Origin of the sequence: Corynebacterium glyciniphilum AJ 3170 (genome assembly GCF_007673095.1) — a bacterium.
In the GTDB taxonomy this organism is placed as follows: Bacteria; Actinomycetota; Actinomycetes; order Mycobacteriales; family Mycobacteriaceae; genus Corynebacterium.
In genome coordinates this window covers 22,084-39,708 of the sequence record NZ_VDYZ01000015.1, presented here as the reverse complement: position 1 = coordinate 39,708, position 17,625 = coordinate 22,084, and the positions used below count along the sequence as shown (strand labels likewise).

18 protein-coding genes are annotated in these 17,625 nt (G+C 67.0%); 8 read left to right on the top strand and 10 right to left on the bottom strand.

Annotation, left to right across the window (positions count from 1 at the left end):
- Positions 1 to 30 precede the first annotated feature (30 nt).
- The 4 genes from FS507_RS13845 to FS507_RS13830 are packed head-to-tail and all read right to left on the bottom strand — an operon-like array spanning position 31 to position 3,794.
- Positions 31 to 1,071, bottom strand: a complete 1,041-nt coding sequence (locus FS507_RS13845; RefSeq protein ID WP_145943375.1) for a phosphotransferase family protein — start codon at positions 1,069 to 1,071, stop codon at positions 31 to 33.
- Positions 1,068 to 2,297 carry an acyl-CoA dehydrogenase family protein gene (locus FS507_RS13840; protein WP_145943374.1) on the bottom strand — a complete coding sequence of 410 codons (1,230 nt, stop codon included), beginning with the start codon at positions 2,295 to 2,297 and terminating at the stop codon, positions 1,068 to 1,070. The genes FS507_RS13845 and FS507_RS13840 overlap by 4 nt, the downstream gene beginning before the upstream one ends.
- A 41-nt stretch (positions 2,298 to 2,338) precedes the next feature.
- Positions 2,339 to 3,103, bottom strand: coding sequence for an SDR family oxidoreductase (locus FS507_RS13835; RefSeq protein WP_186314691.1), 765 nt, complete (start codon positions 3,101 to 3,103; stop codon positions 2,339 to 2,341).
- 31 nt (positions 3,104 to 3,134) lie between these two features.
- Positions 3,135 to 3,794, bottom strand: coding sequence for a TetR/AcrR family transcriptional regulator (locus FS507_RS13830; protein ID WP_145943372.1), 660 nt, complete (start codon positions 3,792 to 3,794; stop codon positions 3,135 to 3,137).
- A gap of 70 nt (positions 3,795 to 3,864) precedes the next feature.
- Here FS507_RS13830 and FS507_RS13825 point away from each other — a divergent pair, with 70 nt between their 5' ends.
- Positions 3,865 to 4,620 (top strand): histidine phosphatase family protein, encoded by a 756-nt coding sequence (locus FS507_RS13825; protein ID WP_145943371.1) that lies wholly within the window; start codon positions 3,865 to 3,867, stop codon positions 4,618 to 4,620.
- Between the two features lie 77 nt (positions 4,621 to 4,697).
- Positions 4,698 to 5,513: a histidine phosphatase family protein gene (locus tag FS507_RS13820; protein WP_145943370.1), complete on the top strand. Its 816-nt coding sequence runs from the start codon at positions 4,698 to 4,700 to the stop codon at positions 5,511 to 5,513.
- On the opposite strand, the gene nhaA is transcribed toward FS507_RS13820, so the two are convergent.
- From nhaA to FS507_RS13795, 5 genes are all read right to left on the bottom strand, one after another.
- On the bottom strand, positions 5,510 to 7,315 hold the full coding sequence (nhaA, locus tag FS507_RS13815) for a Na+/H+ antiporter NhaA (protein WP_145943369.1): 1,806 nt from the start codon (positions 7,313 to 7,315) through the stop codon (positions 5,510 to 5,512). The genes FS507_RS13820 and nhaA overlap by 4 nt on opposite strands.
- A gap of 101 nt (positions 7,316 to 7,416) precedes the next feature.
- Positions 7,417 to 9,291, bottom strand: a complete 1,875-nt coding sequence (locus FS507_RS13810) for a BCCT family transporter (protein WP_145943368.1) — start codon at positions 9,289 to 9,291, stop codon at positions 7,417 to 7,419.
- 48 nt (positions 9,292 to 9,339) lie between these two features.
- Positions 9,340 to 10,119 (bottom strand): SDR family NAD(P)-dependent oxidoreductase, encoded by a 780-nt coding sequence (locus FS507_RS13805; protein ID WP_222121433.1) that lies wholly within the window; start codon positions 10,117 to 10,119, stop codon positions 9,340 to 9,342.
- Entirely contained in the window at positions 10,116 to 10,715 is a 600-nt protein-coding gene (locus tag FS507_RS13800) for a TetR/AcrR family transcriptional regulator (protein WP_186314690.1), read from the bottom strand. Before FS507_RS13800 ends, FS507_RS13805 begins: the two co-directional genes overlap by 4 nt.
- Before the next feature lie 55 nt (positions 10,716 to 10,770).
- A complete protein-coding gene (locus FS507_RS13795) occupies positions 10,771 to 11,244 on the bottom strand; it encodes a PAS domain-containing protein (protein WP_145943366.1) in 474 nt (157 codons plus the stop codon).
- A gap of 249 nt (positions 11,245 to 11,493) precedes the next feature.
- Between FS507_RS13795 and FS507_RS13790 the strand changes: the two genes are divergently transcribed.
- The 6 genes from FS507_RS13790 (at position 11,494) to FS507_RS13765 (ending at position 16,373) form a co-directional block, all read left to right on the top strand.
- The gene (locus tag FS507_RS13790; protein ID WP_038553267.1) at positions 11,494 to 12,135 is read left to right on the top strand and encodes an ABC transporter permease; all 642 of its coding nucleotides are present in this window, start codon (positions 11,494 to 11,496) and stop codon (positions 12,133 to 12,135) included.
- Positions 12,132 to 13,277 carry an ABC transporter ATP-binding protein gene (locus tag FS507_RS13785; RefSeq protein WP_145943365.1) on the top strand — a complete coding sequence of 382 codons (1,146 nt, stop codon included), beginning with the start codon at positions 12,132 to 12,134 and terminating at the stop codon, positions 13,275 to 13,277. Before FS507_RS13790 ends, FS507_RS13785 begins: the two co-directional genes overlap by 4 nt.
- Before the next feature lie 2 nt (positions 13,278 to 13,279).
- The gene (locus tag FS507_RS13780; protein ID WP_260853491.1) at positions 13,280 to 14,047 is read left to right on the top strand and encodes an ABC transporter permease; all 768 of its coding nucleotides are present in this window, start codon (positions 13,280 to 13,282) and stop codon (positions 14,045 to 14,047) included.
- Positions 14,048 to 14,054: 7 nt separating this feature from the next.
- Positions 14,055 to 15,047 carry a glycine betaine ABC transporter substrate-binding protein gene (locus tag FS507_RS13775; protein ID WP_145943364.1) on the top strand — a complete coding sequence of 331 codons (993 nt, stop codon included), beginning with the start codon at positions 14,055 to 14,057 and terminating at the stop codon, positions 15,045 to 15,047.
- Positions 15,048 to 15,071: 24 nt separating this feature from the next.
- Positions 15,072 to 15,494, top strand: coding sequence for a DUF1801 domain-containing protein (locus FS507_RS13770; protein ID WP_145943363.1), 423 nt, complete (start codon positions 15,072 to 15,074; stop codon positions 15,492 to 15,494).
- 102 nt (positions 15,495 to 15,596) lie between these two features.
- Positions 15,597 to 16,373 carry a MarR family winged helix-turn-helix transcriptional regulator gene (locus FS507_RS13765; RefSeq protein WP_145943362.1) on the top strand — a complete coding sequence of 259 codons (777 nt, stop codon included), beginning with the start codon at positions 15,597 to 15,599 and terminating at the stop codon, positions 16,371 to 16,373.
- A gap of 106 nt (positions 16,374 to 16,479) precedes the next feature.
- Here the strand turns inward: FS507_RS13765 and FS507_RS13760 are convergent, their stop codons facing one another.
- Complete coding sequence (locus tag FS507_RS13760; protein WP_145943361.1) at positions 16,480 to 17,535, bottom strand: endonuclease domain-containing protein; 1,056 nt, start codon at positions 17,533 to 17,535, stop codon at positions 16,480 to 16,482.
- Between the last annotated feature and the right edge of the window lie 90 nt (positions 17,536 to 17,625).

Genomic DNA, 17,625 nt, shown 5'->3' with positions numbered 1-17,625 from the left:
GCATTCCGCCCCTCAGGTCGGCGCCGTCGGTCAGAGACCGACCCGGTCCGCCAGGTCGGTGGCCTTGCCGACCAACACCTCCACGACGGATGCGGGAAGCGCCGCCCCCGATGAGGCGTTCGCCGGTTCGTCGAGGGTACGTCGCACGACACCCTCCACGATGACCGCCACCTTCCACAGGCCCAGGACGTGCCAGTAGTCGAGCGCGTCCCTGGACCGTCCCGTACGGGAGAGGTAGTGCTCGGCCAGTTCCCCGGCGTCGGGGAAGCCGGGTTCCAGGGCGGCGTCGAACCCGGGCAGGTTGGGGCCGTCCGGCGTGGGCCAGTAGGCCAGTAGTGACCCGATGTCGGCCAGTGGGTCACCGAGCGTGGTGAGTTCCCAGTCGACCACAGCATTGACGTGGCCGGACTCCCGGTCGACGATGATGTTGCCCAGATGCAGGTCACCGTGCACGAGCACCGTCTCCGTCTGCTCGGGCACCGCGGCGCGGAGCCGCTCGGTCAGGGCGTCCAGCGCGGGCAGTTCCCGGCTCTTCGTCTTCTCCCACTGGCTGGACCACCGGCGCAGCTGGCGTTCCGCGTAGGGGCCGTGGGACGCCAGGTCGTCCAGCCCGGTGGCCACGAGATCGACCTCGTGGATGGTGGCCATCGCCTCGATCAGGCCTTCGCCTGCGGCGGAGCGGGCCGCCGGCGAGATCGACGCGGCGGCGTCGGGCGAGTTCAGGGACGTTCCGGGGATGACCGACATCGCCACCACCGGGACGTCCGAGACCTGGTGGGGCCCGGCGGCACCGTCGGGCCCGGTGATGCCGTGGATCGTGGGGACCGGCACCGGGGTGTCCGCGAGGCTGGCCATGATGTGACCTTCACGGGCGACATCGTGGGCGCTGGCGGTGAGGTGCCCGAGCGGGGGGCGACGGACCACGACCTCGTGACCCTTTCCGTCCGTGGCGAGGTAGGTCAGGTTCGACTGGCCGGCACCGATCCGGGTGAGGGTGAGTGGGCCGTGCGTGCCGGCGATCTCGGACAGCCAGCCGGCCAGGGCCTCCTCGGAAAACGGTGCGGTGCTCATCGGCTGGTCTCCCGGTACTTCTTGAGCTCCTGGCGGGCGATCGTCATCTTGTGGACCTCGTCCGGGCCGTCGGCCAGGCGCAGGGTGCGCAGTCCCGCCCACATCGACGCCAGGGGAACGTCGTCTGTGACGCCTTCGCCTCCGTGGAGCTGGATGGCCCGGTCGACGACCGTGAGCGCCATGTTCGGAACCAGGACCTTGATGGCGGCGATCTCCTGGCGGGCTTCCTTGTTGCCCACGGTGTCCATCATCCAGGCGGCTTTGAGGGTGAGCTGGCGGGCTGACTCGATGTTGATCCGGGCCTCGGCGATCCAGTCGCGGATGTTGTCGCGGTCCGCCAGCGGCTTGCCGAAGGTCGACCGGGAGAGTGCGCGGGTGCACAGCAGCTCCAGGGCGCGTTCGGCCATGCCGATGGCACGCATGCAGTGGTGGATGCGGCCCGGTCCCAGGCGGTCCTGGGAGATCCGGAAGCCCATGCCTTCGCCGGCGAGGATGTCCTTGTCGGGGACGAAGACGTTCTCGAAGGTGACCTCGGCGTGGCCTTCACGGTCGTGGTAGCCGAAGACGGTGAGGTTGCGCACGATGGTGACGCCCTCGGTGTCCGACGGGACGACGAGCATCGACTGCTGCTTGTGGGTCTCCGCCTCCGGGCTGGTCTTGCCCATGACGATCAGCACCTTGAGGTGCGGGTGCATGGCGTTGGAGGCGAACCACTTCCGGCCGTTGAGGCGGTAGCCGCCGTCGACGCGCTCCATCGACATGCCGATGTTCGTCGCGTCGGAGGAGGCGGTGCCCGGCTCGGTCATGCAGAAGGCCGAGCGGATCTCACCGGCGAGCAGGGGCTCGAGGAACTTCTCGCGGTGCTCGGGGGAACCGTGCAGTTCGAGGGTCTCCATGTTGCCGGTGTCCGGAGCGTTGCAGTTGCAGGCTTCGGGCGCCAGGTGGGGGCTGCGGCCCATGATCTCGGCGAGGGGGGCGTACTCGGCGTTGGTGAGCCCGGGGCGGTTGTCGGAGCCGTCACCCTGGTGTGGGTGGAAGAGGTTCCAGAGACCGCGGCGTTTCGCCTCTTCCTTGAGCTCACCCAGGATGGCGGGGAAGTGGTGGGGGTCGCCGGATTCCGCGATCTGCTGTGCGGCGATCGGCTCGGCGGGGTAGACGTGCTCGGTCATGAAGGCGTTGAGGCGGCTCTGGTAGTCCAGTGAGCGCTCGCTGAAGGTGAAGTCCATGGTGCCTTTCGGTGGTGTTGGGTGAAGCGGGCGGGGCGGTCTCAGTTGACGATCTGGCCGCCGTCGATCACCAGGTTCGACCCGGTGACCCAGGAGGTTGTCGGGGCGGCGAGGAAGCAGATGGCGTCGGCGATGTCGGCGGGTTCGCCGATGCGTCCGAGTGGAGTGGTGGCTGCGGCGGCTTCCTCGTCCTCCTTCCAGAGGGCCTCGGAGAGCTTCGTCCGGACGACGCCGGGCGCCACGGAGTTCACCCGGACTGACGGAGCGAGCTCATGGGCCATCTGCCGGGTGAGGTGCATGATGGCGGATTTCGAGGCGTTGTAGACCCCGATGCCGTCCTCGATGAAGAGGGCGCCGATGGAGGCGACGTTGACGATGGCCCCGGGGTTCTTGTCACCCAGCCCGGCACGGACGGCGGCACCTGCCCAGACGGCGGGACCGGTGACGTTGATGTCGAAGACTTTCTGCATCACGGCGCGGGACTGTTCGGTGACGGGACCATATGCCGGGTTGGTGCCCGCGTTGTTGATCAGGATGTCGAGACTGCCGAAGCGGGACACGGCGTCGTCGCAGACCCGTGTGGCGGCATCTTCCTCGGCGACGTGGCCGGCGAGGCCGAGGACGCGGTCTCCGGCGCCGGTCGCTTCGGCGAGGCTGGCGGCGGCTGCATCGGCGGCGTCGGCTTTGCGGGAGGTGATGACGACATTGGCGCCGGATCTGAGGAGTAGTTCGGCGGTGGCGTAGCCGATGCCGCGCGTGCCGCCGGTGACGACGGCCGTGCGGTCGGTGAAATCGTAGGTGGTCATGCCATGACGATACATTGAATCGTGATTCATTTCACGAACCGGGGGAGACGTCCTCTGATTCCTCCATTTCCTTCGGTTCCTCCAGGCCGAGAGTCCGGAACCAGATCGTGTCGGCGGCGGCGCACACCCGGCTGAAGGTCTCGTCCGTGTCGGGGAAGCGTCCCTCCACCCAGGTCAGGTAGGCCAGGCGTGACACGGAGGCGGAGAGTGCCGTGGCGATGAGTTCGGGGTCCTCGATGTCGACCACGGTCCCCTGGTCGAGGTAGCGGGTGAGGGCACGGGCGTTGCGCTCGATGAAGCCGTCGGCCCGTCGGGCACGGCGGGCGGCGACGGACTCGTCGGCCATCGACACCTGTTCCATGAGTGCCATCATGCGGTTGTTGCGGTGGTAGGCGGCGAGGTAACCGCGGTTGGCGGCGCTGATCTGCTCGGCGACGGGACGGTCCGCCGGGAGGCGTCCACCGGGGTGCCGCATCTGCTCCTCGACGTCGTCGAGGACGGCTCCGAGCAGCGCTGACCGGTCGGTGAAGTAGGTGTAGAGGGTGCCCACCGAACAGCCGGCCTCGGCGGCGACCGCGGTGAGTTTCGCGCCGTGGTAGCCGTCGCGGGCGAAGACGTTCTGTGCTGCGGTGAGGATCTCGGAGCGGCGACGTGCCGCGCGGTCGGTTCGGGACTCTCGCTCATTCGTCATGCGTGGATCGTATACGCTAGTGCGCAACAAGTTGAATCTCGGTTCAAAAATCGGGTGAGAGGACAGGTCCATGGCATTTCTCTATCTGGTGAGGCACGGTCAGGCCGGTGAGCGGATACTGACCGGTGACGGGCAGAGCGACTCCTTCGGTGTCGAACGGAGTTACGATGTCCTCAGCGACCGTGGGCACCGGCAGGCTGCGGCGACAGGGCGGTCCCTGGCATGCCGTAAGGCCCCCGGAACCTCAGTGCCCGTGATATCCGGTCCACTGAACCGGCAGAAGGATACCGCGGCACACGTCGTCGAGGAGCTGGGGTCGGAGCCACCGACGGTCGACGAGGCCTGGCGGGAGTTCGACACCGATGCCGTCGTCGCGCCGTGGCTGGCGGCGAACCCCGAGGTCGCCGAGCGGATGCAACGTCTGGTGGACGCGTCCAGCGACGAGAACCGTCGTGCACTCTCACGACTGACCGGGTCGATGCTGGAGGACGCCATGGCGTGGTGGATCGACCAGCCCGACTTCCCGGAGTTCCGGTCCCGGGTGCTCGGCGGTCTCGCCGCGGCCGCCGATACCGCGCGTGCCGAAGGCACTGCAGTGGCGGTGACGTCCGCCGGGGTCATCGCCCTGTGCGTGGTGGAGAGTTCCGGGGTGCCGGTGAACCGCTGGCCCACCATCGCAGGGAGGTTGTTCACCGCCTCGGTCAGCCTGCTCCGGGTACGGGAGGGGGACGGGCGTCACGGCGTGGAGCTGCTGTCGTTCAACGAGCACGCCCACCTCGATGAGCCCGACGCGGACGGACGGCGTCCGCTGCGCCGTTTCTCCTGAACCGCGGGGTGGGGACGACGGTTACGCTGGAGGACGGTAGAACCGGCCGTCGTGGTCGGAGAACGGGAGACGGACAGATGGCTTTGATCTACCTGGTGCGACACGGGCAGGCAGGCGCGGGCATGGGCGCCTACGACGACGGGAACGTGGAGAAGAGCTACGACGGTCTGACGGAACGCGGTCGGCGCCAGGCTGATGTCGTGGCACGTTCGCTCGTCGAGCGGCTCGGCAGCGACGGTGGCGACGGCGACGGTACAGATGCTACAGATGCACGGACGCCGAGGGTGTTCTGCGGTCCCCTGCACCGTCAGCACGACACGGCGGCGGCTGTCTCCTCGGCGCTGTTCCCGGACCGCCCGACCGTCGGCCCGGGTACCGGTCCGGCCACCGATCCGGCATGGAAGGAATTCGACTCGGACGCGGTCGTGGTTCCGTGGATGAAGCGCAACACCGAGACAGCGCGTCGGCTTCGGCAGGTCATGCAGGACGTCCGGCACGGTTCAGGCGACGTGGCGGAAGCGGAGTCGGCGGTGCGTGAGGTCCTCGACGGCGCGCTCGGGGAGTGGATCGACAGTGCCGGCTTCCAGGAGTTCCGGGAGACGGTGCTCGGCGGTCTCGGACGGGCCACCGCCGCCGCCAGGGAGGACGGGGCTGCTGTCGTCGCCACGTCTGCCGGGGTGATCGCCACCTGTACCGCCGCCGTGTCGGGTCTACCGCGACAGGCAGTTCCCTCCCTGGTCGGGCGGATTTTCAATGCGTCGGTCACGGTCCTGCGTGTCGCGGACGAGGCGGGACGCCACCGCGGCGGCAGCGCCGGAGTCGACCTGTTGTCCTTCAACGAGTACGCCCACCTAGACCGGCCGGATGCCCGGGGCGACCTGACGCTGATCTAGACCTGCTGCCGTACCGCCACCGACAGTGCGAGGCTGTTGAGCGGACCGTCGAACCGTGTGCCGTTGACGTAGACGACGGGATCGGATCCGACGTCCGCGTCCTGCAGGTCGAGGTTGTCGTCCTCGACCCGGTTCCGGTCGACCTGACGGGTGATCCGCTGTTCGAACGCCTCCAGGTCCAGTCCGACCCGCTCGGCGGAGGACCGGACCTTCTCGGTGTCGATGTCTTCCAGGACGGCCGCAAGATCGTCGTGCATCTCCCAGAACCTGCCTTGCGCACCGGCCGCCTCCAGGGCGAGTGCCGCTGTCTGCGCCGCATCCGTGGTCGTGTGGTGCCGGAACACGATCTGCACGTCGTCACCGACGGCGCGGTGCACTTCGCGCAGGGCGTCGGCGGTGTCGTGCCGGTAGGGGAGGTTCATCGCTGCGTAGACGACGACACTGGCCGGGGCATCTCCGGGCCCGCGGATGTGGTCCGTGTCCGGGTTGACCGCGCGGTTGAGGACGGTGCCGGCCGGGGTCGGGAGTGGGCGGAAACGGTCTCCGGCACGGAAGACCAGCCACGCCGCGAACAGCGCGAGCGCCGAGGCCACCAGGACACCGACACGTGCCTGATCAGCGACGGCATGGTCCTCGATGGCCAGGCCCACCACCAGCAGCGAGATCGTGAAGCCCATCCCCGACAGCACTGCGGCCCCGGCGACGCGGGGAATGTCGAGTCCCGGCAACCGGGACGACGGAATGAACCGGAGTACACAGGCGGCTGCGGTGGTGATGCCCACCGCCTTGCCGACCACGAGCCCGAGGATGACGCCCCACGTCAACGTCGAGGTGAACGCATCCCCCAGAGCCCGGGGACTCAGTGAGACACCCGCATTGGCCAGCGCGAACAACGGGACGACGAGGAAGTTCACATAGGGCGGCAGGACGGCCGACAACCGCTGGTTGAGCGGTATCGCGTAGGTGACCACCGACCGGACGCTGCGTGCCATGTCGGGTTGCGGAGCCTGTCGGAACAGCCGGAATGCCCGGGTCGCCAGCGCGATGTCACTTCTCCGCGGCGGGTAGACCGGCATCAACAGGGCGATCAGTACTCCGGCCAGGGTCGCGTGGACGCCGGCGGTGTAGAAACAGGCCCAGGTGTAGACACCGATCACGGCGTAGGGGAGGACCTTCCACACCTGCAGTCGCTGCAGCAGCCAGATCCCGACTAGACCGACGGCTCCGAGGGCCAGCGCCCCCACCTTCAGGTCATCCGTGTAGAACACCGCGATGACGGACAACGCCCCGATATCGTCGACCACCGCAAGGGCCAGCAGGAAGATACGTAGTCGCGGCGCATTCCGTGGCCCGATGAGCGCCAGCATGCCGAGGGCGAAGGCGGTGTCGGTGGAGATGACCGATCCCCACGCCGACGCGAAGTCTTCGCCGTGGGTGATGACGAGGAAGATCAGGGCGGGGGCGACGAGACCACCGACGGCTGCGACGACCGGGAGGATCGCACGCTCCTTCGTCCTCAATTCACCGAGAGTGAGCTCACGGCGGACATCCAGGCCGACCATCAGGAAGAAGAACGCCATCAGCCCTTCATCGACCCAGTCACTGAAGGTAAGCGAGAACGAGAAGTCCCCTACGGAGAACCCGACCTCCGTTCCCCACACAGTGTCGTAGCTGGTGCCGACGTTCGCCCAGACCAGGGCTGCCACGGTGGCAGCTATCAGGGCGAAGGCCGAGTAGGTCTCATTGTTCAGCGCACGTCTGACGACCGCCTTCCGGTGCAGGCTGCGACGGTAGTCGACCATGGGGATCCCCCTCCAGCCCTGACGGCTCAGTGTTGTGCGGATGAAGCATCATCGACTGTACGCCGGGCTATCCGGCCCGGTCGGAGGACTCGGAGGTCCCGTCAGGCACCGGGAGAGGTCTCCTCGCTCGTCGTGGCCTCCCCGTCCCCTTCGCCTTCGCCTTCCCCGGTCTGGTCGGCCGTGGCGTCGGTGTACCACTCGCTGTAGGCGGGGTCTGCGCTGTCGAAGTTTGCCCCGGCACCTTCGTCGGCGGAGACGGCGTCCACACCGAAGACGAAGTCGTCTCCGTGCTCGTCGATACCGCGTCGCAGGCCCTTGGTGATGGCGGCGCGGGCGTAGCGTCGGCGGATCGTCGCGGGGTCGGTCGAGAGGTCCTTCGCCCACGAGACCATCATGCCGACGATGATCAGCGCGAACGGCAGGGAGCAGGACACCATGATCGACTGGAGGCCGGACAAGGCGTTCTCCCCACCCGCCAACAGCAGGAACATGGCGATCAGTCCCAGAGCGGCACCCCAGACGATCGTCACGGGGCGCGAGGGCACGGGACGTCCGGACTGGGACATCGAACCCATGACCACCGTGGCGGAGTCGGCGGCGGTGACGAAGAAGATGATCACCGCGATGATCACGACGACCGACGTGACAGCGGTGAGCGGGAGATTGTCCATGATGTCGAACATCACGTTCTCCCCGGAACCTTCGATGCCGAGCCCCAGCCCGTCGAGAACCATCTTGATCGCCGTGCCGCCGAACAGGACGTACCAGGCGACCGAGATCAGTGAGGGGACCAGGACGACCACCACGACGAACTGGCGGATCGTCCGACCCTTGGAGATCTTCGCGATGAACAGGCCGACGAAGGGTGACCACGAGATCCACCACGCCCAGAACAGCATCGTCCAGGACGTCACGAACTCCTGCTCGACCTCACCCTGGCTGGCGTTGACCTGGATCAGCGACAGGAAGTTCTCGAAGAACGCGTAGATCGACGTCGGGAGCAGATCGAGCAGGAACACCGTCGGCCCGGCGATGAGCACGAACGCCCCCAGACCGATGACCAGCCCCATGTTGAGGTTCGAGAGGAAGCGGATACCGCGTTTGACCCCGGTGACCGCGGAGATGATGAAGACCACCGTGAGGACGGACATCGCGACGATGACGAAACCGTCGCCCTCCAGGTCCTTACCCGTGAGGATCGAGGTCCCCGTCCGGAGCTGCAGTGCGCCGATACCCAGCGAGGTGGCGGTTCCGAACAATGTGACGAGCACGGCGGCGACGTCGATCAGCTTGCCGAGAAGCCGGTTCGGGCCGTCCGGGAAGACCGGTTCGAACACCGCCGAGATCAGCGGCACCCGCCCGCGGCGGTAGGTGGTGTAGGCGATCGCGCCACCGACCAGGGCGTAGATGCCCCAGGGCAGACTGGCCTGGTCGAGAATGGACTGGGACATTCCGGGGAGGATCGCGTCGGGGGTCCCGCCCTCCGCGTCCGTGGCGGGGCCGGGGTCGAGGAAGTGCTGCAGCGGCTCCATCGGGCCGTAGAAGATCAGGCCGATACCCAGGCCCGCCGCGAAGAGCATCGATATCCACGACAGTGTGGAGTAGTCCGGTTCGGCGTCATCGGGTCCGAGCCGGATATGGCCGGTCGGGCGGAATGCGATGACGAACATGAACACCATGCAGGACACCGCGACCACACCGTAGAACCAACCGAGGTTCTTGACCACCCAGGTCTGCATCGTGGAGCCCACCGAGGCGATGTTGTCCGGGGCGAATGCCGCCCACGCGATGAACGCGACGGCGACGATCAGCGCGGTGACGAAGACGCCGACCCTGGTCGGGTACTTGGTCTGTGTCTCCTCGACGCTGATGCCCGGGACAAGGGCGGGGTGGACGGACTGCTCACCGGTGGCGGCACGTTTCACCGCCTGCCCGATGCGGGTGGACTGGGGTGGACGGGGGCCGGACTCGGCCATGGTCATTTTCCTTTCTCGGGTGCCCGGGGGAGGCTCCGGGCGGGGAGGTTACGGCAGGCTGAGTTGCGTGGTGCGACCTCCGTCCACGGTGTAGATCTGGCCGGTGACGAACCTGGCGTCCTCGGACGCGAGGAAAGCGACCACTCCGGCGACGTCCTCGGCGGAACCGGTGCGACGCAGCGGGTGGATGTGGTCCAGACGTCGACGGAACGCGTCCGGATCCTGCGCGCCGTCCACGTAGCTGCGGTTGAGGTCCGTGTCGATCCAACCCGGGGCGACCGCATTGCACCGGACGCCGTGGTGGCCGGCGTCCACCGCCACGGCGCGGGTGAGTCCGTGCAGACCGGACTTCGTGGCGCCGTAGGCGGCATGGCCGGGATTGGCGGCGTCACCTTCCACCGAACCGGTGTTCACGATGCATCCCCGGACGCTGCGCAGGTGCGGCAGTGCCGCCCGGATGAGCAGGAACGGGGCGGTGAGGTTGACCGCCAGGGCGCGGTTCCAGTCCTCGACGGTGGTCTCCTCGACCGGGGACTCCTGCATCATCCCGGCATTGTTGACGAGGATGTCCAGGCGCCCGGCCCGGGCCACGACCTCCTCGACCACCTGCGCAGGGGACGCAGGGTCGGTGAGGTCGGCACTGATGCTGTACGCGTCGCCGCTGTTCCGGCGCTGCGCGGTGTACACCGTCGCGCCCTCGTCGCGGAGCCGTCCGGCGATGGCCAGGCCGATACCGGAGAGCGCGCCGGTGACCAGGGCCACCCTGCCTTCGAACCGGCTGCCGGCGATGTTGGTACGTGTGTCGTTGTGAGTCACAGGGTCAGTCACAGGTCTGTGTCGTCCTTTCGTCCGATCCCCTCGGCGGCGAGGGCTGCCCGGGCTGCGTGCATCGCAGCCTTGTTCGCGGTCTCCACGCCCTGATGTCGCGCGGCCTGGGTCATCCCCTCGTGGAGCAGGAAAAGGGTGTCCGCCAGATGACTGTTGTCCCGGTCCGGGGCCACGTGGTCGAGACGCTGGCGGAACTGCCCGGTCATCCTGTCCTTGTGGGCGGAGACCACCGCGGCGACAGCGGCGCTGGAGGGGTACTCGGACAGTGCGTTCATGTACAGGCACCCGATGTTCGCCACCTGGTCGAGCCAGTCCCGCAGCCGGACCAGCGGGTGGAGGACGTGGTCCACGCCGTCCTGGGGACCTCCGGCGAGCCAGACCCTGTACGCGCGGTCACGGTAATCGAGTGCCCCGACCACCATTGATTCCCGGCTGGGGAAGTACTTGTAGAGCGTGCGGAGCGAGACACCGCTCCAGTCCCTGAGCTCGTTCACCGATCTCCCGGCGAATCCCCTTTCGGCGAAACCGCGTTCGAGTCCGGCGGCGATGCGGTCACGGGCATCGGAGGGTTCGGGGAGCGGTGTGGCGGCAGTCACGACGAACAAGGGTAGAGCGATTGTTCTACTGGGGCAAGGTAGTGCCGTCAGGAAGTTAGTCCCCGTCTGCGGTCCGGTCGGCGAGCTGACGCTCGTATTCCTTGAGCAACCTGCGACGTTCGCGGTCGGCGTTCCACCGTTCGGTGACGTCCCGCAGGATCGCGGCGACCCCGTCGATCCGTCCCTCGGGATCCTTGAGGATCACGATGGAGAACTCCAGCGAGATGCGGCGGCCGTCCTTGGTGACGCCGGGCGCGGACAGTGGTGATGCGCCGTATCTTGTGACGCCGGTCTCCATCACCCGGTCCCAGCCCTGCCAGTGGGGCGTACGGAGCCGTTCGGGAATGATCAGCTCGAGGGACTGTCCCACGGCCTCGTCGGGCCGGTAACCGAACATGATTTCAGCACCGTGGTTCCACAGCCGGATCGTTCCGGAACGGTCCGCGTAAATCACCGCGTCAAGCGTCGATTCTTCGATGATTCGTCGCGGAATTTCCGACGCGGGAGCTTTTCTGTCATCGGTGTCCATGGAATTCTCCTCACCAGGCGACATTCTATGTTTTGTTAGCGAATATACGCCACCGGACGGTGTGGCCGGTAACAGGTGGCAGTCGGGAGGGGGCTCGTCGAGGTGGCGCCGGAGGAGCGATTCTGCAGCGTACGGTTTCGTGGTGCGGCCGGTGGCCCGGTTGCGGTATCGGACGCGCCCGCCTACCGTTGATCCGGTATGTGATCCACAGCACTACTGTTCATACTGCCGACGAATCGACGTGAACCAGTGAATGAATTCATCTCCTCACGATGGACGGACATTCTCTTCCGTTCTTATCAACATGCGAGTCTGGTGATTCAGGCTCTGATTCTCGCCACCGTCGTGGCACTGGTGATCGCCGTGATCGTCACGCGGTACCGGGGCCTGTCCCCGGTGGCTAATGCGGTGTCGGCGGTCGGGTTGACGATCCCGTCCCTGGCACTGCTCGGCCTGGTGATCCCGCTGGTCGGTATCGGTACGCTGCCGTCGGTGTTCATCGTCGTGTTCTTCGCCGTCCTGCCCATCCTGCGCAATGCGATCGTCGGGCTGCAGCAGATTCCCGCCGAACTCATTGAGGCGGCGCGTGGGCAGGGGATGAATGCTGCGTCGATCCTGCTCCGGGTCCGGTTGCCGCTGGCATGGCCGGTGATCATGACGGGCATCCGGGTCTCCACGCAGATGTCGATGGGGGTGGCGGCGATCGCCGCCTACGCCCTGGGGCCGGGGCTCGGCGGGTACATATTCACCGGGCTCAGCCAGATCGGCAGCGCCAACGCACTCTATTACACCCTGGTGGGGACGATCGGTGTGATCATCGTCGCGCTGATCCTGGACGCCGTCCTCGTCCTGCTGGGCCGACTGACAACCTCGAAGGGGCTCCGCGCATGACGAACGACCGACAGAACTCAGGTGCGGAGATCGAACTCTCCGGCATCACGAAGCGCTATTCCGGACAGGACGTCGCCGCGGTCGAGGACCTCAACCTCACGATCCCCGCCGGCGAGACCGTCATGTTCGTCGGGCCGTCCGGCTGCGGTAAGACGACGTCGTTGAAGATGATCAACCGGCTGATCGAACCGTCGGAGGGGATCATCAGGATCGGCGGCGAGGACGTCACGAAGAAGAACCCCACGGAGCTGCGGCGCAGCGTCGGTTATGTCATCCAGGGTGGGGGTCTGCTGCCGCACATGACCGTCGCCCAGAACATCGGCCTGGTGCCCGGGCTGCTGAAATGGGAGAAGAAGCGGATCACCGACCGCGTGGACGAGTTGCTCGACCTGGTGGGACTGGACCCGGCGACGTACCGCGACCGTTTTCCGCGTGAGTTGTCGGGTGGACAGCAGCAGCGCGTCGGCGTGGCGCGCGGGCTCGCCGCCGACCCGCCCGTCCTCCTCATGGACGAGCCTTTCGGCGCCGTGGATCCGATTACCCGGCAACGTCTGCAGGACGAACTGATCAGCCTGCAGAATGAGCTGCACAAGACGATCGTGTGCGTCACTCACGACATCGATGAGGCGGTGAAGCTCGGCGACCGGATCCTGGTGCTCAGGGAGCAGGCGCGTATCGCCCAGTACGACACCCCGGACCAGATCCTCGGCAACCCCTCCGACGACTATGTGGCTGATTTCGTGGGTTCCGGGTCGAAGCTCAAGCAGCTGTCCCTGCTGCGTGTGGACGACGTGGGGGTCGACGACTTCCCGACCTGCACGGTCGGGGAGGACTCCGCCGAGGTCGTGCAGCGGGTCACGGGCCAGGGGAAGGACAGCGTCATCATCCTCGACGGGCGCGACCGTCCACGGGACTGGGTCTGGCTGCGCACCCTGCAGTCCCACAGCACGGTTCCGGCGCCGGACCTTGACCTGGAGACCACGGTGGAGCGGCGGTCCACCGTCAACGACGCACTGGACTCCATGCTGGTCTCCAGCCACGGCGGCGCCATCGTGACCGACCGCGGCCGCTACGCCGGAGTGATCTACTACGAGGCGGTCACCGAGTACATCCGTGCCCTCAACTCCGACGGAGGGCAGTAGACATGGCACGCACGGCAGGTTCGTCAGGCATGGTGCGCCGGATGTCCGGGGAGGACAGGCTCCTCATCATCGGGATCCCTGTCCTGGTGGTCGTCGTCTTCCTGGGGTGGGTCGGCTGGCGGCAGACCGCGGACCTCGGTGACGTCGAGGCACGCGCCCTCGCCTGGGACAGTGTGCTGACCATGGCGAGGCAGCACATTGTGCTGGTGATTCTCTGTGCGGTGCTGGTCATGGTCACTGCCGTGCCCGCCGGTATCCTGCTGACCCGACGGCGCACACCGGTGCTGTCGATGCTGACCACGCTCATCGGCAATATCGGCCAGTCGGCCCCCGTTATCGGTGTGATCGTGCTACTGGCCATCTGGCTGGGATTCGGTACACCCACCGCCGTGCTCTCGTTGAGCATCTACGCGTTCCTGCCTGTGCTGGCGAACACCGTCACCGGGCTCACCGGCGTTGACCGTACTCTCGTCGAAGCGGCCCGGGGCATGGGTATGTCGCCGGTACAGGTGTTGTTCCGGGTGGAGTTGCCGTTGGCGTTACCGGTGATCATGACCGGGGCGAGGACCGCGCTGGTGCTGCTGGTGGGAGCCGGAGCATTCGCGACATTCATCGACGCCGGCGGGCTCGGCGCGCTGATCCAGACGGGGATCACCCTGTACCGGTTCCCCGTCCTGGTCTCCGGGGCGATCCTGATCGCGCTGCTCGCGCTGCTCGTTGAATGGGTGGGCAGGCTTCTGGAAGTCGCGCTGACCCCGAAGGGACTGTGATCGACCCATGACAACGACAAGAACTGATATTCCACGGGCCGGCGGACGAGTCCGGATCCTCGCGCTACTCACCGCGCTGTCGGCGATGTTGGTGTCGGCCTGTGGCCTCGGCACTGCCGGCGGCTACAGTCCCAGCGGCACGCTCTCCGGCGACCTGGAGGATGTCGACCTCTCCGGCGCGACGGTGGCGGTGGGGTCCAAGAACTTCACCGAGCAGATTCTGCTGGGCAAGATGGCGGTGATCCTCTTCCAGTCCGCCGGCGCGGACGTGCAGGACCTGACGAACATCCCGGGCTCCTCCAGCGCACGTCAGGCCATGATCGAGGGCGACGTGAACATGCAGTGGGAGTACACGGGCAGTGCCTGGACGACCTACCTGAACCACGATGACCCCATCCCTGACGAGCGGAAGCAGTATGAGGCCGTCCGCGACGAGGAGAAGGCCAACGGGCTGGTGTGGCTTCCTCCGGCACCGATGAACAACACCTACGGCTTCGCCACCACCAAGGAGGTCGCTGACAGGCTCGGTGTGTCGACGCTCTCGGACATGGCGAATGTTCCGCGTGCGGACCGTACGTTGTGCGTGGAGTCGGAGTTCGCGAACCGGAACGACGGGCTGATCCCGATGCTCGAGGCGTACGGTCTGTCCCCGGCGGATGTCGACCAGTCCTTGATGGACACCGGTGCGGTCTATGCCGCGACGGCGGGCGGCACCTGCAACTTCGGTGAGGTGTTCACCACCGACGGCCGCATCAAGGCGCTTGACCTGCAGATCCTCGAAGACGACAGACAGTTCTTCCCGAAGTACAACCTGTCGGCCGTCGTAGCTCAGGGCCTCATCGACGACTACCCGCAGATCGCGGACCTGTTCGCCCCGGTCTCTGAGAAGCTCGACGACGAGACCCTCATCGACCTGAACGCGCGGATCGACGTGGACGGTGAAGAGCCGACCGACGTCGCGTGGGACTGGCTCCGTGACGAGGGGTTCATCGAGGGGTAGGGCTGAGCAGGTAGAACTGGGGTCATGGCAGAGAAGAGCACTCCGGCGATGTCGCCGTCCGAGATTCCGTACACCGACGTTCTCGACCGCGTAGCCGGCCCTCGTCGTGCCGAAGCCGACGAGCTGGTGACGATGATGCAGGACATCACCGGTGAGAAACCGGTGGTCTGGGCCGGGCGCATCATCGGCTTCGGGCACCGCCACTACCGCTACGAGTCCGGTCATGAGGGGGATATGCCGGTAGCTGCCTTCGCTACCGGTGCTCGTCAGCACACCATCTACCTCGACAGCGGGTTCGAGGAACGGCGCCCGGAGCTCATGCGTGACCTCGGGAGGTACCGTGCCGGAACCGCCTGCCTGTACATCACCCGTCTGGCGAACGTCGACAGGGAAGTGTTGCGTGCGCTGGTTGTGGCGTCGATCGGGGACGGCAATGAGCCGGTGTAACTCGCAATATGAAGGTACCGCTTGACTTTGTCAGGTACCTGCGTAGTATGTCCTTCAGAAGGTACCTGAACAACAGGTACCGCACTATCTGAAGGAGCGGACATGGACGACATGACCAACGACAACACCGCAAGCGCCGACAACACCGGTGCCACCCCGGACCTCGCGGACCGCCTCACTCACCTGGCCATGATGCTGCGGCGCATGGACATGATGGGTCGACCGGGGCGACCGTTCGGCGGAATGCGCGCCGGGCAGGGCCGGGTGCTGCACATTCTCACGCTGCGCAGTCCGATGCCGCAGAAGGAACTCGCCTTCATGCTGGGCGTCCGGCCGCAGTCGCTCAGTGAGCTTCTCGGCAAACTCGAATCCGCCGGATTCGTCGAACGACGTCGGGACGAAACTGACCGGCGGACGTTCATCGTGGACATCACCGAGGAGGGCAGGAATGCTGCCTCTGATGTTCCGGAGACGGACGATCCGTTCGACGTCCTCACTGCTGAGGAACAGGAACAGTTCGGTGACATGCTCGACCGGGTCTCTGCCGCGGTGCGCGAGAAGTTCCCGGACGATCCCCGAGGCGGCGGCCGCGGTCGCGGCTTTGGTGGGGGCGGCCCCTTCGGTGGAGGGCGTGGATTCGGTGGGCATCGTGGCGGTAGAGGCCACGGTGGTCACGGCATGCCTGACGGCGATCCGGAGACGGGTGAGCGTGCCCACTGGCACGAGCACTGCCACCAGGACGGCGCAGAGTGGCCCGGCATGCGGGAGATGCAGGACATGGGCCGAATGGCGATGTTCCGCATGGGCATGATGGGCCGGGGTCGAGGCTCGGGTCGAGGTTTCGGACGCGGCTTCGGTGAGGAGCCGGGTTTCGCCTGATTCTCACTGAGTGACCGCAAGTGAGTACCGACCCAGCAACCCCGGAGGACGGTCACACCGACCTCCGGGGTTGCTGCGTCGTGGGGGTCGTGAGGGTCGTGGCTGTCTAGTGCCCTGCGAGCCGTTGTACCGCCCGGTGCAGTGCTTCCCCGACGGTACGGAGGACGCGGGCGGTCGACCGAATACCGTGCCGGGTGAACCGACAGACTTCCCAGCCGTCGTTCATCATCGCCTGCGTGAGCTGCAGGTCGGTCTCGCGCTGCTCGAGGCTGTCGTGGTGACCGCCGTCGTAGTAGAGAGCCACCCGAAGCTCACGGCAGGCCAGGTCGGGAACCGTGCCACCGGGGAGCGTCCGACCCTCGGCCTCCTCCCTGACCTGCGATTCCCATGCCAGTCCAGCCGGCAACAGCGGGGCGACGATGAGCCGTAGCGTGGTCTCCATCGGAGACTGCGCACCGTAGTCGCACATGTCGAGGACCTCTGCGACCGTCCTCGCGTCCACACGGTCGGCGGAGGCCGCGCCGATGTCCTCGTGGGTCAGGCGCGTGCACTGGGTGAACGCGTCCACGAACTGCACCGCGCGGTGGACCCGGTCGTTGATCCCCGGCAGTCGCTGGTGAGGCCAGGAGTGTCTTCCGCGCAGGATCGACCAGAGACACTGCGCGGCCGTCGTTGCCGGATCCACGACCTGCAGAGCCGGGAAGTGTGGGTCGGGACGGGTGACCGGCAGGCCGTGCGGTAACCGGCGGAACACCGGGCGGAGGGGGAGACGGGCAGCGGCCCGAGAGTTCGAGCTGCCCTTGGACCCACGGTCGGCGAGCAGGACGGTGGCCGCGGAGTCCGGCCAGTCCGGCCAGTCCGTCCAGAGCCCGTGGAGCGCTGCGGCTCCCCACTCACCGACGACCGCACCCGGATTGTTCATCACGTGGGCGCGGGCGCGGGTGACGGCGTCGGCCGGGAACCTCCCGAAAAGCCGGACGTCCTCCGGCAGTGACGAACGCGGGACGACGAGTCCGGAGGCCACGGTGACATAGGACCGGTCGAGCCTCCACCGGGTCACAGCACCGGAGGCCAACAGGTCACGGCGACGCTGCGGAAGAGTCCGGGGGAAGGCTCGGCGGGTATGCGCGGGGCCACGGTGCGTCGGGAGGGAACGGTCCATGGTGGAGAGAGACTCGGCACGGGTATGCCGGGGTTCCCTCGCGCCGGGACCTGGCACGCAGCAACCCCGGAGGTTGGTCACACCGACCTC